Genomic DNA, 14745 nt, shown 5'->3' on the forward strand with positions numbered 1-14745 from the left:
GCTATGCGTAGAACGCGGGGCGTTCGGGGGCGGTGACGGGCACGATGCCGCCCCCGTGCATGGCCTTCACGCCGGCCTCGCACGACAGGGCCACAAGGTAGCCGTCCCACGCATTGGGGCCGTCGACGAGGTCGCCGCGGCGCACCGCATCAACCCAGCGCTGAATCTGCGCGTCGTAGGCCGAAGCAAAACGAGTCACGAACGTCTCGTGCTCCTTCACGATGTGGTTGCCGCGCTCCCAGCGCTGCATGCCCGAGGGCTGGCCGATGCGGGCAACGCCCTGCTCGAACACGGCCTCGGTGGCGACCTGGTAACCAAACCCAACGCTGACGTTCATTTCGACGTCGACGAGTACGCCGTTCTCGAGCTCCATGATCACGAGAATCGGCTCGCGCAGACGCTCGGGGGCGTGTGAGTTGCGGCGGGGGAACTTCACCTCAACGCTCGCGACGGGTGAGCCAGCAAGCCACGGCACGACATCGAACTCGTGTACCACCGAGTCGGTGATGAGCATGTCGTTTGTGTAGCTGTCGGGCACCGACGGGTTGCGGTGCACGGCGCGCACCATCATCAGGTCGCCGCTCGCGCCCGATTCCACGAGCTGACGCAGCTCCTGGTATTCGGCGTCGAACCGGCGCATGAAGCCCACCTGAATGTGGGGCTTGTCGAGTTTCTGCTCGAGCTCGAGTACCTCCCACGAGCTCGCCGAATCCTGCGTCAGCGGCTTCTCGCACAGAATGGGCAGGCCCGCATCGAGCGCGGGGCGCAACACGGGTGCGTGGAACTGGCCCGGCACCGCGATGAGCACGGCGTCGAGGGCGTCGGCCGCGATTGCGTCCTCGACGCTCGCGAACACAAGCGCTCCGGGCGCGTTTGCCGCAGCCGCAGCGGCGCGGTCGGCATCGGGCTCGACGACCGCCGAAACCCGGGCCCCCGCGATCCGGTGCGTAATGCGCTTAATGTGGTCGGCGCCCATCATGCCGGCGCCGACGACGGCGATACGAAGTTCGTTTGTCATGGTGTTTCCTCTCAGGAAATTCGGGCCAGGTGGGTGCATCCGAAGATATGTTCGCGGGTGCGCTTGGCGATGGGGAAGGGTGTATCGACGCCGCAGCCGTACATGTCTTGCTCGACGATCGCGAAGATCTCAGAATCGATATTGGCGACCGCTTCGATCACCGGCGCGAGATCGGGGATGCCCTGCGGCGGTTCGATCATGATGCCCTGCGTGACCGCATCGGCAAACGGCGTATCGTTCTTCAGCACGTCGAACAGCAGCGTCGGATCGACCTGCTTCAGGTGCAAGTATCCGATGCGTTCGGGTCGCTCCTCGATGAGCTTGACGTTGTCGCCGCCGTAGTATGCGAAGTGGCCTGTATCGAGGCAGAGGTTCGTGTAGCGCTCGTCGGTTTCGTCGAGGAAGCGTACGACCTCGCGTGTGGTGCCGATGTGGCTGTCGGCGTGCGAGTGGAACTGCTGCTTCATGCCGAATTCTTCGAGCAGGGCCTTGCCGAGGCGGTCGTGACCGGCGCCCAGCTTCTTCCACTGCGCATCATCGAGCGTGCGTGCCTCGAGCACCTCGCTCGTGGCGTCGCTGCGCCACAAATCAGGGATCACCACGAGGTGTTCTGCGCCAAGCTTTGAGGCGAGGCCCGCGACATTGAGCGCCTGGTCCCAGGCACGCTTCCACTCGTCTTCACCCTTGTGGAACCCGGTGAAAACGGTGCCGGCCGAGAGCTTCAGGCCGCGCTTACCAAGTTCGTCCTCTAGCTGGTGAGGTTCGGTGGGCAGGTACCCGTAGGGGCCCAGCTCGATCCACTCGTAGCCTGAGGCGACTACCTCATCAAGAAACCGTTCCCAGGGCACCTGGTTCGGGTCATTCGGAAACCACACGCCCCAGGAATCGGGGGCGGTGCCAATGCGCAGGCCCGGGTTCTGGGCCAACTGTTCATTCACGGTTCAAACTCCATCGTCGCGCGCTCGTGCTGGCGAAACCCCTACGGTCACGCCTTTGATATGACAATAGGCCAAAATGAGGGTGTTTTCCAGTTGCGCGCGCACGTCGCGGCAACAAATTTGAGAGAGCTCAGGTGAACCGCAGGTTTGGTGCCACGGGAGCACTGGGCAGGTATTTAAGATACCCAGAGAAATTAGATACCCATGAGCGCGATAGGCCCACAAAACGCAAGAATCCCCCACCGATACCCCAAGAGTGAACTGGGAATACCTGCGGGGGACTTGACTGTGGCGCGTGGCCAGGCTCAGCGCACAGCCCGGCTTAGCCAGCGGCGCTTGTTAGCCTAACAGCGGCTTCTGCGCGGCCTGCTGCTCGAGGTACTCGGCACGGGCGCGCTGCGTCGACTCGAGATCTGACACCTGGGGCACGGGCACGTCCCACCAGCCAGCGCCATCGGGTGCGTAGAGCAGCGGGTCGCTGTTGATGTGGATGAACGTGGCGCGATCCGAAGCCTTCGCCTGGGCCATTGCGGCCTCAAGATCCTGGATCGCCGAGGCACCCGGATCTACCTCGATGACGTCCATGCCGTAGCTGCGGGCGTTCATCGCGAGGTCGACGGGCAGAATCTGCTCGCCCTGGAAGTTCTTCGCTTCCTCGTCGTATTCGCGGTACCAGGTGCCGAAGCGCTCTGACCCGACGGTCTCAGACAGGTGACCGATCGACGCGTAGCCGTGGTTCTGAATGAGCACCACAATGATCTTGATGCCCTCGGCAACGGCGGTGACAAGCTCGGTGCTGAGCATCAGGTACGAACCGTCGCCCACCATCACGATGACATCGCGGTCGTCGCCGGCCTCGACGAGGCCGCGCTTGGCGCCCATGCCGCCCGCGATCTCGTAACCCATGCACGAGAACGCGTATTCGACGTGGTAGCCGAGAGCGTCACGCACGCGCCACAGCTTGTGGAGATCACCGGGCAGCGATCCGGCCGCCTGCACGATGACGTCCTTCGGGTCAGACGAGCGCTGCACCGCGCCAATGATTTCTGACTGCCCAGGGAGCTCGAGGCCCGAGGGCTCGAAAGCCTCATCGACCAGCGCATCCCACTCAGCCTTCAGCGCAGCGATGCGCTCGGCGTAGGCAGGTTCGACACGCAGCTCGTCGGCGGCGCCTGACCCGTGGGCGTCGATCAGCTCAAGGAGCATCTCGCGGGCGTCAGCGACAACGGCGATCTGCGTGCCGTGCTTGTAGGCGTCGAATGACGCAACGTTAATGTTGACGAACTTCACGCCGGGGTGCTGGAACGCGGTGCGCGAGGCGGTGGTGAAGTCGCTGTAGCGCGTACCGATGCCGATGATGACGTCGGCTTCGGCCGCAACCTTGTTCGCCGCGAGGGTGCCGGTCGCGCCCACGCCGCCAAGGTTCTGCGGGTGATCCCAGGCGAGCACGCCGCCGCCGGCCTGCGAGGTGCCAACGGGAATACCGGTGGCCTCAACGAAGGCGCGCAGCTGCTCTTCGGCGTCGGAGTACAGCACGCCGCCGCCGGCGATGATCATGGGGCGCTTTGCGCCGCGAATAGCCTCGAGCGCCAGTGCAAACGCGTCGCGCTCGGGGCGCGGGCGGCGAATGCGCCACTCACGCGGCTGCAAGAACTCCTCGGGCACGTCCATGGCCTCGGCCTGTACGTCCTCGGGCAGCGAGATGGTCACGGCGCCGGTCTCGGCCGGGTCGGTGAGCACGCGCATCGCGGCGAGCGCGATCGAGAACAGCTGCTCGGGGCGCTGCACGCGATCGAAGAACTTCGAGATCGGGCGGAACGCATCGTTGACCGTGAGGCCGATGTCGTGGGGCTGCTCAAGCTGCTGCAGCACCGGATCAGCGACACGGGTCGCAAAGGTGTCGCTGGGGAGCAACAGCGCGGGCAGGCGGTTGGTCGTGGCAAGCGCCGCGCCCGTCAGCATGTTGGCGGCGCCGGGGCCCACCGATGCGGCCGACGCGTAGGTGCCGCGGCGGCGGTGCATGCGGGCGTAGCCGACCGACTGGTGCACCATGGCCTGCTCGTTGCGGGCCTGGTAGTACGGCATCAGGTCAGGGGTGTGCACGTTGGCCTGCTTCAGCGCCTGGCCGATGCCTGCCACGTTGCCGTGACCGAAGATGCCGAACATACCAGGGATGGTGCGCTCGCGAATCTCGTTGCCTTCGGCATCGCGATCGACCGTCCACTGGTTGGCAAGAAACTCGACCAGCGCCTGGCTGACCGTCATACGGCGGGTGTTCATCGGGTCTCCTCGGTGGTGGTCGATACGGTGTTTGATGCCGCGTCTGCAGCGGCAGCGGTCTTGTACGGCAGGCGAGAGTCGAACTCTTGACCCTCCCAGGTGTCGCGCACCCAGCCGTGGGCCGGGTCATCGCTGATCAGCCAGCTGCGCTCGGGGTCGGGGCCCGCCATAACGTTCAGGTAGTACATGTCGTAGCCGGGGGCTGCGACGGCGGGGCCGTGGTAGCCGTAGGGCACGAGGGCGACGTCGCCGGTGAAGACGCGTGCGTCAATGTCGATGTCGCCTGCGGGTGACGAATAGGTGCTGAACATGCCAAAGGCGTGCTCTTCACTGACGTCCGCGGGGGCACCCTTGGTGGGTGCGACCTCGAAGTAGTAGATCTCTTCGAGCTCTGACTCGTGGTCAGGCTCGTGGATGTCGTGCTTGTGAGGCGGGTACGACGACCAGTTTTCAGACGGCGTAATCACCTCGACGACGATGAAGCGGGCCGCGTCGAGTGACTCCTTGCGACCGAAGTTGTGCACCTGACGGCTTGAAGCGCCGGCGCCGCGCAGCTCGACGGGCACCTCGTCAACCGGCATGTACGCCGAGGGGCGCACGATGTCGGTCGGTGAGGTCGCGACGAGGAAGCGCGTTTCACCAGCGGTGCGAGCCGTCACGGTCGCGGTGCTGGCAGACGAGAGGTAGAGCACATCGGTGGGGCCGTCGAAGACCGAGTTGCGGCCGTTGAGCACGGTCACCTCGTCGTCGTGTGCGATCTCGAAGGATCCCGATAGCGGAACGATCAGTCGTTCAACTCCGGTGCCCTCGAGCGCGATCGATTCGCCCTCGGCGAGCCGTGCCACACGCAATCCGGTGTGTTCCCACCCGGGAACGCGCTCGTCTACAACGGTTTCCCAACCGCCCTCGGCGAGTTCGCCGCGGCGGTGAAACCAGCGTTCGACCTGCTCAGTCATGTGCTCTACCCCTCGTACGGTGTACTACTTAGTCGTTCTGCGGGAAACCGAGGTTGATGCCGCCGTGCTTTGCGGGATCAAGCCAGCGGCTCGTGATGGCCTTCTCGCGGGTGAAGAAGTCGAAGCCCTGTACGCCGTACGCCTTTGCGTCACCGAACAGCGAAGCCTTCCAGCCGCCGAACGAGTGGTACGCAACGGGCACGGGGATCGGCACGTTGATGCCGATCATACCGACGTGGATCTCGTGCTGGAAGCGGCGAGCTGCGCCACCGTCGTTCGTGAAGATCGCGGTGCCGTTGCCGTACGCGCCCGAGTTGATGAGCTTGACGCCCTCTTCGAAGGACTCGATGCGCACAATCTGCAGCACCGGCCCGAAGATCTCTTCGGTGTAGGCACGTGACTCGGTCGACAGGTTGTCGATGAGGGTGGGGCCGAAGAAGAAGCCGTCCTCGTGGCCCTCGACCTTGAGGTCGCGGCCGTCAACAACGATGCGGCCGCCATCGGCCTCAGCAATGTCTACGTAGTTCTTAACCTTGGCGCGGTGCTCAGCGGTGATCAGCGGGCCGAGATCGGGCTCACCCGCCTCGTTACCTGCACCGTTGCCGACGCGCAGCGTTGCGATGCGCTCCTTGATCTTCTCGATCAGCTCGTCTGCGACGGGCTCAACAGCCAGCACGACCGAGAGGGCCATGCAGCGCTCGCCTGCGGCACCGTAACCGGCGTTTACGGCCTGGTCAGCGACGAGGTTGAGATCAGCGTCAGGGAGTACGAGCATATGGTTCTTGGCGCCGCCAAGAGCCTGAACGCGCTTGCCGTTCTTGGCAGCGGTCTCGTAGATGTACTGAGCGATGGGCGTCGAGCCAACGAACGAGATCGACTGCACCTCGGGGGCGTTCAGCAGGCCGTCAACGGCCTCCTTGTCGCCGTTGAGAACGTTGAAGACACCGTCGGGCAGACCGGCTTCCTTCCACAGCTCAGCCATCCACAGGGCAGCTGAGGGATCCTTCTCAGAGGGCTTCACGATGACCGAGTTACCGGCCGCGATGGCGATGGGGAAGAACCACATCGGCACCATCACAGGGAAGTTGAAGGGCGAGATAATGCCCACAACGCCGAGGGGCTGCTTCAGCGAGTACACGTCGATGCCAGTCGATACGTTCTCTGAGAACGCACCCTTGATGAGGTGGGGGAAGCCCGTTGCGAGCTCCACAACTTCCTGGCCACGAGCGATTTCGCCCATTGCGTCAGAAAGCACCTTGCCGTGCTCTTCGGTGACGATCGCGGCAAGCTCGGTCTTCTTGTTGTTCAGCAGCTCGCGGAACTTGAAGATGATCGCCTGGCGGCGAGCCATCGACATCTCGCTCCAGATCTCAAAACCCTTCTGCGCCGAAGCGACCGCTGCTGCGATCTCTGCTTCGTTCGCGAGGGCGACCTGTGCGATGACCTCGCCCGTGGCGGGGTTGTGCACGGGTGCGGTGCGGCCACTCGTCGACTCGCTGCGCGCGCCGTCGATCCAGTGGGGAATCACGGGGGTGGTTGCATTGCTCATAATGTGTGCTTCCTTACTTGGAAAGGGTATTGATCCGGATCGATGCTTGCGCACCCAATAAAGCCCGGTGGTCTGATTAAACGAGGCCCGAGTGCACGAGGCGTGCAGCGGTGTCGACGGCGTCTTCGACGCTGCCGCTCGCGGGGTAGAGCAGCGTGCGGCCAACGGTCAGGCCCCGCACACCGGGAAGCGCGAGGGCGCGTTCCCACTCAGCGAACGTGTCTTCGGGATCGCCGCCGTTGTCGCCGCCAAGCAGCAGCGTCGGCATGGTCGTTGCTTCCATGACGCGCTCCATTTCGGGCACGACGGGCAGCTTCATCCACGTGTAGGCGCTCGAGTTGCCAAGGCCTGAGGCGATCGCGGTCGACAGGATCACGGCGTCGGCGGTGAGGTCGTTGCCGACCTTGCCGTTGACGCGGCTGCTCAAGAACGGCTCGAGCATGATCGGCAGCTTGGCGGCCGCAGCAGCATCAACGGCGCGGGCGGTGGCCTCGAGCGTTGCTGCGGTGCCGGCGTCGTTCAGGTCAACGCGAATCAGCGTCTTCGCGAAGTCGAGGCCGTCGCGCACCATCGAGTCAACGTCGTAGGCGGTGTAGCGGTCGTCGAGTTCGAACGAGGCGCCGCGCAGGCCGCCGCGGTTCATCGAGCCGACGACGATCTTGTCGTCGAGCAGGCCGAGAGCCGCGAGGTCATCGATGATGTCGGGGGTGCCGAGCACTCCGTCAACGCCGGGGCGTGACAGTGCGATCGCCATGCGCTCGAGCAGGTCGTAGCGGTTGGCCATGGCCGTCGGGTTCGAGCCGACCGCAATCGCACCGCGGGCCGGGTGATCGGCCGCAACGATGAAGAGGCGACCGTCGCCCTGCACGACGCTGCGGCGCTTGCGCGTCGCGAATCGCTCGGCGATGGTGTCGGGGGCAGCGGCGCGCAGTTCGCGCAGCGCGGCGAAGTCGAGGCTCACAGTGCAGCCCCGTTCAATACGGCTTCGATCTCTTCAGCGTTGGGCATCGCCGTGGAGCACTCGAGGCGAGTAGCGACGATGGCGCCAGCCACGTTCGCGAACTTCAGAATGCGCTCAAGATCCCAGCCCTGCAGCAGGCCGTGGCAGAGGGCGCCGCCGAAAGCGTCACCCGAGCCGAGCCCGTTGACGACATCAACGAAGTGGGGCGGCACCTCAACGCGCTCGTTGCGCGTCTTCGCCATAACACCCTTGGGGCCCTGCTTCACGATGGCAAGTTCGATGCCACGCTCAAGCAGGGCATCTGCGGCGCGATCCGGATCAGTCTCGCCGACAGCCACCTCGCACTCTTCCTTATTGCCCACCGCGACCGTGACGCCCTCGAGCGCCTGTGCGACCTGCGCCGAAGCCTCGGCGGGATCGGCCCAGAACATGGGGCGGTAGTCGAGATCAAGGATCGTGTGCGCGCGGCGGCCGCGGATAGCGAGTGCCGCGTGGTGTGCGGCGCGGCTGGGCTCCTGGCTCAGGCCGGTGACCGTGAGCCACAGGATCTTCGCGTTCTCGATCGCCGCGGCGTCGAGATCTGCGGGCGCGATCTCGAGATCGGGCGCCTTGGGCTCGCGGTAGAAGTACAGCGGGAAGTCATCGGGCGGGAAAATCTCGCAGAACGTGACCGGGGTGCTGTACTGCGGGTCGGTCTTGACCTCGCGGGGATCGACGCCGAGGCGATCGAGCTCACGCAGCAGGTACTTACCGAAGGGGTCGTTGCCCACGCGCGAAATCAGCGCGCTGTTGTGGCCGTAGCGTGCCGCGGCAACAGACACGTTTGCCGCGCTGCCCCCGAGGTACTTCCCAAAGCTCGTTACGTCCTCGAGACCGACGCCACCTTGCAGAGGGTAGACATCTACTCCGAGGCGTCCCATAACCAGCACGTCATCAGGACGTCGTTGTTCCGACATTCAGCCGCCGCCTTTCATAGCGCAATGCGACGCCTACCGCGTCGCTGCATTTGTCCTAACAATAGCACGAAGAGCGTTCAACGACATAGTTGTTTCGGATTTGGCGGTAATGTTGTCAGCACAATGCATCAATAGGACCGCACGATGTTGTGTTGTCCACCCAAGGAGCACCTTATGAGCACCGAGCCAGTCTGGCCCGCAGAGCTATTCACCGATCTTGACCGCACCGGCCCGATCCCCCTCTACTACCAAATCTCGAGTCGCCTCGAACGCGCGATTCGCGTGGGCACGATCCCCGCGGGGGCCCGCCTCGAGAACGAGATCTCGATCGGAGAGCAGCTGGGCCTGTCGCGCCCCACCGTGCGCCGCGCCATTCAAGAGCTCGTCGACAAGGGGCTCTTGGTGCGCCGCCGTGGCATCGGCACCCAGGTCGTGCAGGCGCGCGTCAGCCGCCCCGTCGAGCTGACGAGTTTGCATGAGGATCTCAACCGCAGCGGCATCAGCCCCACCACGCGGGTACTATCGCTCGAGCGGATGCCCGCAGACGCGGCCACCGCACAGCTGCTGAACGTCGCCGTGGGCACCGAAATTACGCGCATTCGCCGGCTGCGCAGCGCCGATGGCACCCCCATGGCCGTGCTTGAGAACATGCTGCCGCCCGAGTTCGCCGACATCACTATTGAGCACCTTGAAGCCAAGGGACTCTACGAGATTCTGCGCGCACGCGGCATCACCATCAAGATCGCGAACCAGACGATCGGCGCGCGCCGCACCCACGGCGATGAGCACGAACTGCTCGATCTGCCCAAGGGCAGCCCGTTGCTCACCATGGAGCGCGTGGCGTTTGACCAGGGTGGCCGAGTGATCGAGGCGGGGCAGCACTGCTACCGCCCCGACCTCTACTCGTTCTCGACGACGCTGGTTGCGCGGTAGGGCTGTTTCGTTTAGGCTACCCGGCCTGAACTTCCTCGGCTCGGGGTTCTTTCACTCCGGGCTTCATTAGCTCAGGTTGGTGGCGGCCCAGATTTTCATGGCGCCGTTGATGACCTCGGCGTTGGGCTGCCCACCGTAGGTCGCAGCAAACCGCGCGTCGGCGACATACAGCTCGGCCAGCCCCGTGTACTCCTCGAGGTTGGGTGCACGACCGCCCCAATATTCGGTGACCCACCGGTGATGATGTGCAACCAGGGCCTGAAACGGTGCACCCGCGGGGTCATCGCCTGATTCGGCTGCGCTGCGCAGGGCGGCGTTCACGTCGAGGCTGCGTTGGTCGTCGTCGCGCTGCTGCTCGGCGCCCATATTGTCGCGGCGCTTGGCGCTTGCTTCCCAGGCACTGTCGCCCCAGCGCTCGCGCACCTCGCCCTCGTACTGGCCATGGTCAAACCCGGCGAAGATCTCTTCAATGCTCATGGTGCGGCCCTTCTGCAAGGTGTCGAGGGTGAGCTGCACAGCGGCAATTTGTTGCGCGGTGGCTACTTGCCGCGCTTCGAGCAGTGCGAGATGGTCAGCGATGGCCCGTTCAAGGGTCGATTCATCGGCAAGGGCGACCTGAATTGAGGCGAGCGGCAAGTCGAGCGCCCGCAGCGACAGGATGCGGTAGAGCCGAGAGAGCTCGGGCTCACCATAAAATCGGTACCCGTTGCTCGCCACCCGAGAGGGCAGCAGCAGGCCAATCTTTTCGTAGTGGCGCAGCGCACGGCTCGTCGGCCCGGTCGCCCGCGCCACGTCTTTAATGGGCCATTCAGCCCCGCCGGCACGGTGTTGTTGGTTCGTCTTTTTGTTCATGCCCATCACTCTGCCGGTTGACGTTGCGGCAGAGTCAAGGCCGTTACGCGGTACGGCCGGCGCAGGCCAGCGAGTAGGCCTCGACGAGGCGCTCACCCGATGCGATCCAGCTGCTGTTCACGGCGTGCTCGCGTGCCGCGGCGCCCATACGCTCGAGGCGTTCGGCGTCGCCCAGCAGGTTGGCGACCTCGGTCGCCCATACCTGCGGGTCATCTCCGGTCACCAGTACACCAGTCGTGCCGTCGATGACGGCTTCGCGCAGGCCACCGGTGGCGCGGGCGATCACGGGAACGCCTGAGGCCGCGGCCTCGAGGGCGACGAGGCCAAAGGTTTCGGAGTGCGAGGGCACGACCATGATCGTCGCCGCGCGAATGCGCTCGGCGAGCTCTGAACGGCGCAGCGCACCATCAAAGGCGGTGGTGCTGAGCATGCCGTGGCGCGCGACGGCCTCGTGCAGACCCTGCGCGTACTCGTCGCCATCGGGCGGCGGTGCACCCACGAGGCGCAGCACCGGGCGGGTTTCGGCGGGCATGAGCGCAATGGCCTCGATGATCAGGTCGAATCCCTTGAGGGGGTGCAGCCGGCCCACGACGATCACTTCGGGGCGGCCGCCGCGCTTCAGCCAGTCGCGCTGTTCGGCGCAGACGGTGGTGACGCACGGGTAGAACAGCTCGGTATCGACGCCCAGGGGCACAACTCGAATTTGATCCGGATCGCCACCCAGGCGGTCGATCACGGTCTGCCGTTCGGCTTCGCTCACCGCGATGATGAGGTCGGCTTCGCTGGCAAGAAGTTTCTCGCCCGCGAGGCGCCCCGGGGACTCGGGGCGTTCGCCGTCGGTCAGCGGCGAATCGGGCTCGGCCGCGATGGAGTGGTAGCTCTGCACGAGCGGAATCTTGCGGCCGCGCGCCACCGACAGCGCAGCGATGCCTGAGAACCAGTGCTCGGCGTGGAGCAGGTCGACGGGGTCAAGCTCGAGTTCGGCGTCAAGCAGGTGGCCGAACTCGTCCATCACTGCTTCGTGTTCGCCCTTGGCCAGCAGGCGGGCGGGGCCAGCGTCGAGGTGAATCACCGCGAGTCCGGGCTGCACTTCGACCCGCTTGGGTACCGCAGCGTCGCTGCGGCGGGTGTAGATGCGCACGTCGTGGCCGGCGCGGGCAAGCGCCTCGGCCTGGGCTTGAACGACGACGTTCATGCCCCCGGCGTCTTTGGTCCCCGGAATGTCGAGCGGTGATGTGTGCAGCATCACAAACCCGATCGTCAACGCTGCAGAGTTCATGGCTTTAGCGTACCCGGTGCGAACTACACGCCCGCTGGACTCAGGCCGCTCGGCGCGGCTTTGACTCGGTACATGGCCTCAATTTTCATTTACCTGCACCCGCAGTTGTCCTGCAGGCTTTGTCATGTGTGCTTTGTGACATGGAATGGCCATGGCGACCGCCAGCGGAACGCTCTTGGCGCGGACTCAAGGTCCGCGCCAAGAGCGCCAAATATCGCCCGCACAATGTGGGATGGCTGCGTAGATTTCGCAGTGTTTACAGCTTCACGCCCACACCAGGTCGCCACCGGTCCCAGGCACCTGACCGCTCAAACTCATGGTCGAGAGGCACCCCCGTACGATCCTTCAGGAGAGACGTCCCTACGAGCCCAAGCGCTGTCATGAAGAGCAGATATGCGACGATCGCCCAGGTGCTACCGAAGGACTGCAGGAGGAGCTGTGCAATGGTTGGCGCGAAAGCGCCACCGAGAACTCCACCGAGTGCATAGCTGATAGAGATGCCCGAGTATCGGACGGATGCTGGGAATGACTCCGCATACCAAACGGCCTGGGGGCCATACGTGAGACCGAGACCTAGGGCGAGCAAGCAAGTACCAGTGAGTACTCCGAGCACGCCACCGCCAGTGACGAACTGGAAGAGGGGGATGACGCCTGCCGCCTGCACAAACCAGCCAACAGTCACGACTGGTTTACGGCCAAAACGATCTGTCAAAATACCAGAGAGCACGGTCGACGCTGCCCAGACCACAGCCGCAGTGAGTACCGCAAGTTGCACGTGAACCGGGTTGTAGCCCAGCCCTCCCTGGTCCTCGGGCCGAGAGGCGAGACCTTGCACGTAGCCGCCGGTCAGCATGTAACCAACGGAGTTGTTACCGGCGAAGAAGAGCGCACAGATGATGATAAGAGGCGTGTGGCGCTTGAACACCCGTGCGACGGGGGCGGATTCTTGTTGTTTGGTCTGTGCAATTTCCTCAAATACAGGGGACTCCTCGACAGAGCTACGAATCACAAATCCAACGATGATCAGCACAAGAGAGAACAAGAAGGGTACGCGCCATCCCCAAGCAATGAACGCGTCGCCAGGTGCGACGAACTGCATAATCGCGAGCATCGCGGAAGCGAGCAGCATACCGAACGGCACTCCGAGCTGGGGAAAGATACCGTACAGGCCGCGTTTACGAACTGGCGCGTGTTCAACCGACATGAGCACGGCGCCACCCCATTCACCACCGGCAGAAAGGCCCTGCAAGATCCTGAGGAACATCAGGATTATAGGAGCCGCCATACCGATCGTGTCGTAGGTGGGCAGCAGCCCTATTCCGGTTGTGGCCACCCCCATAAGCAGCAACGTGATGACGAGCATAGGCCGACGGCCAAGTTTGTCCCCAAAGTGGCCCGCGAGGAACGCACCGAGCGGGCGGAAGAGGAAGGAGAGCCCAATCGTCACAAGAGACAGGATCTGCATCATTTCAGGCCCCGCGGGCTGGAAGAAGAGTTGGGCGAGCACTAAGTTCGCGGCGAACGCATAAATAAAGAAGTCGTACCACTCAATCGTGGTGCCAATAATAGAGGCCGCGACAACCTTACGGCGCTCGCGAGCACTGGTAGGCTGCGGCCGGGGTTGGGTGAGAGTCATGAGTGACGTCCTTGTCGAATCTGCATGGCGGGTGATGGATGCCCTGGCCTGACGGCCCGAACGGATGGAAAGGTGAAATAGGCGTGGGGTTATGAAACAGCCCCGAAAGGCGTTACCAGGTGATGGGAAGCTCGGTGATCCCGCGAAATACCCAACCGTCCCAGCTCGGCGAACGATCCGGTGCCAGATCGATGCCGGGAATCCGTTCGTAGAGACGGGGCAGTGCGTGTTCAGCGATAGCGTCTTTCGCGGCCCAGCGCCCGGCACACATATGAACCCCGCTACCGAACGCGAGGTGTCCACGTGCGGTTCGGTGCACGTCGAATCGGTCTGCGTCGGAGAATATCGAGGTGTCACGATTGGCGCTCGCAAGCAGCAGTCCTACGTTCGTGCCGGCCGGGAGGAAGGTCCCTTGAATCTCGGTGTCGATCGCAACTTCCCGCGGCACCATGCCGATCGGTGACTGCCAACGTGCAGTTTCTTCGAACACATCACCCCAGTTGACCTCGCCAGCGAGCACCGTGGCACGCTGATCTGGGTGCATCGACAGGGCCCACACAAGGTTGGTGATCATATGCTGTGGCTCGTTCATGCCACCGGAGATAGTGAGCTGAACGTTGGCCCGCACTATTTCTTCCGAGAGGCCCACCTGTAACAAGTGAGACGTAATCGACTCGTTGGGTTCGGTGCGAAGCCGAGGGAGGAGCTCGTCGAGAACTGCGTTGACCTCGGCTTGGCTTTGATCTGCACGACGCCAGATCTCGGGGTCATCGAGGAGATTTCCGATCCCCGCAATGTAAGAGGTCGACCACCGGCGCATATCCTCAACGGCGACGTCCGCGGGGAACCCCAGTAGATCAATCAGATTCTGACTGGCCAAGGGGGCCGCGAAGTCGCGGTTGAGATCGGCATCTGCAGGTCCAACCTCAAGCAGGTGCCCAATCCAACGTTCCACGTTCGCTTCAAAGCGCGGCGACCAAACCTGGGTTACGGCCCGGGGTCGCAGCGTCGGGTTAATTGCAGAGCGTTCGGCTGCGTGGCTTGGGTCATCTTTACGGAGCATCGGCCGCCCGCCGAGTGATCGAACCATGGTGAGATTGGTCTCGGAATACGAGCTAAAGATCTCAGGCCTGTGCTCAGCCTCGGCGACCGCAGCGTGCGTAGTCAAGAACACTCGGTTCACAACGGGAGCGTTCACGACCGGACCGAGTGCCCGGAGGCGCTCAAACTGTGGATAAGGGTCCCTCATTGCAGATTGGGGATCAAACCACTCCGCAACGGGAACCTCGAGCGTGGTGGGCGTGTTCGTCATCGTGCGGCTCCTTTGCCATGTCGTCGACGGGAAGACCCGAGTTCATGACCATCATGGCCAGAAACCATCCACGGC

12 protein-coding genes are annotated in these 14745 nt (G+C 63.9%); 1 reads left to right on the forward strand and 11 read right to left on the reverse strand.

What is annotated here, in order from left to right:
• Position 1: 1 nt before the first annotated feature.
• From JOF28_RS08640 to iolC, 7 genes are all read right to left on the reverse strand, one after another.
• On the reverse strand, positions 2–1018 hold the full coding sequence (locus JOF28_RS08640) for a Gfo/Idh/MocA family protein (protein ID WP_209705388.1): 1017 nt from the start codon (positions 1016–1018) through the stop codon (positions 2–4).
• 11 nt (positions 1019–1029) lie between these two features.
• On the reverse strand, positions 1030–1956 hold the full coding sequence (locus tag JOF28_RS08645; RefSeq protein WP_342452131.1) for a sugar phosphate isomerase/epimerase family protein: 927 nt from the start codon (positions 1954–1956) through the stop codon (positions 1030–1032).
• A gap of 339 nt (positions 1957–2295) precedes the next feature.
• Entirely contained in the window at positions 2296–4236 is a 1941-nt protein-coding gene (gene iolD / locus JOF28_RS08650) for a 3D-(3,5/4)-trihydroxycyclohexane-1,2-dione acylhydrolase (decyclizing) (RefSeq protein WP_209705389.1), read from the reverse strand.
• Positions 4233–5192 (reverse strand): 5-deoxy-glucuronate isomerase, encoded by a 960-nt coding sequence (gene iolB, locus JOF28_RS08655; RefSeq protein ID WP_209705390.1) that lies wholly within the window; start codon positions 5190–5192, stop codon positions 4233–4235. Before iolB ends, iolD begins: the two co-directional genes overlap by 4 nt.
• A gap of 28 nt (positions 5193–5220) precedes the next feature.
• Complete coding sequence (locus JOF28_RS08660; RefSeq protein WP_209705391.1) at positions 5221–6741, reverse strand: CoA-acylating methylmalonate-semialdehyde dehydrogenase; 1521 nt, start codon at positions 6739–6741, stop codon at positions 5221–5223.
• A gap of 76 nt (positions 6742–6817) precedes the next feature.
• The gene (locus JOF28_RS08665; protein WP_209705392.1) at positions 6818–7702 is read right to left on the reverse strand and encodes a class I fructose-bisphosphate aldolase; all 885 of its coding nucleotides are present in this window, start codon (positions 7700–7702) and stop codon (positions 6818–6820) included.
• Positions 7699–8658, reverse strand: coding sequence for a 5-dehydro-2-deoxygluconokinase (gene iolC / locus JOF28_RS08670; protein ID WP_209705393.1), 960 nt, complete (start codon positions 8656–8658; stop codon positions 7699–7701). The genes JOF28_RS08665 and iolC overlap by 4 nt, the downstream gene beginning before the upstream one ends.
• A gap of 174 nt (positions 8659–8832) precedes the next feature.
• Here iolC and JOF28_RS08675 point away from each other — a divergent pair, with 174 nt between their 5' ends.
• Positions 8833–9591: a GntR family transcriptional regulator gene (locus JOF28_RS08675; protein WP_209705394.1), complete on the forward strand. Its 759-nt coding sequence runs from the start codon at positions 8833–8835 to the stop codon at positions 9589–9591.
• A gap of 66 nt (positions 9592–9657) precedes the next feature.
• Here JOF28_RS08675 and JOF28_RS08680 read toward each other — a convergent pair whose 3' ends face one another.
• The 4 genes from JOF28_RS08680 to JOF28_RS08695 all read right to left on the reverse strand — a co-directional run bounded on the left by JOF28_RS08680 (position 9658) and on the right by JOF28_RS08695 (position 14670).
• Positions 9658–10443: a MerR family transcriptional regulator gene (locus JOF28_RS08680; RefSeq protein ID WP_209705395.1), complete on the reverse strand. Its 786-nt coding sequence runs from the start codon at positions 10441–10443 to the stop codon at positions 9658–9660.
• Positions 10444–10486: 43 nt separating this feature from the next.
• The gene (locus tag JOF28_RS08685; RefSeq protein WP_209705396.1) at positions 10487–11722 is read right to left on the reverse strand and encodes a glycosyltransferase; all 1236 of its coding nucleotides are present in this window, start codon (positions 11720–11722) and stop codon (positions 10487–10489) included.
• A gap of 256 nt (positions 11723–11978) precedes the next feature.
• Positions 11979–13358 carry an MFS transporter gene (locus tag JOF28_RS08690; protein ID WP_209705397.1) on the reverse strand — a complete coding sequence of 460 codons (1380 nt, stop codon included), beginning with the start codon at positions 13356–13358 and terminating at the stop codon, positions 11979–11981.
• A gap of 112 nt (positions 13359–13470) precedes the next feature.
• Complete coding sequence (locus JOF28_RS08695) at positions 13471–14670, reverse strand: cytochrome P450 (protein WP_209705398.1); 1200 nt, start codon at positions 14668–14670, stop codon at positions 13471–13473.
• Positions 14671–14745 lie beyond the last annotated feature (75 nt).

The organism is Leucobacter exalbidus (assembly GCF_017834145.1).
GTDB classification, from domain to species: Bacteria; Actinomycetota; Actinomycetes; order Actinomycetales; family Microbacteriaceae; genus Leucobacter; species Leucobacter exalbidus.

Bases quoted from the DNA above. Each gene is read 5' to 3' on its own strand.
- JOF28_RS08640 (WP_209705388.1), bottom strand. From the start codon at position 1,018: ATGACAAACGAACTTCGTATCGCCGTCGTCGGCGCCGGCATGATGGGC.
- iolD (WP_209705389.1), bottom strand. From the start codon at position 4,236: ATGAACACCCGCCGTATGACGGTCAGCCAGGCGCTGGTCGAGTTTCTT.
- iolB (WP_209705390.1), bottom strand. From the start codon at position 5,192: ATGACTGAGCAGGTCGAACGCTGGTTTCACCGCCGCGGCGAACTCGCC.
- JOF28_RS08660 (WP_209705391.1), bottom strand. From the start codon at position 6,741: ATGAGCAATGCAACCACCCCCGTGATTCCCCACTGGATCGACGGCGCG.
- iolC (WP_209705393.1), bottom strand. From the start codon at position 8,658: ATGTCGGAACAACGACGTCCTGATGACGTGCTGGTTATGGGACGCCTC.
- JOF28_RS08675 (WP_209705394.1), top strand. From the start codon at position 8,833: ATGAGCACCGAGCCAGTCTGGCCCGCAGAGCTATTCACCGATCTTGAC.
- JOF28_RS08680 (WP_209705395.1), bottom strand. From the start codon at position 10,443: ATGAACAAAAAGACGAACCAACAACACCGTGCCGGCGGGGCTGAATGG.
- JOF28_RS08685 (WP_209705396.1), bottom strand. From the start codon at position 11,722: ATGAACTCTGCAGCGTTGACGATCGGGTTTGTGATGCTGCACACATCA.
- JOF28_RS08690 (WP_209705397.1), bottom strand. From the start codon at position 13,358: ATGACTCTCACCCAACCCCGGCCGCAGCCTACCAGTGCTCGCGAGCGC.
- JOF28_RS08695 (WP_209705398.1), bottom strand. From the start codon at position 14,670: ATGACGAACACGCCCACCACGCTCGAGGTTCCCGTTGCGGAGTGGTTT.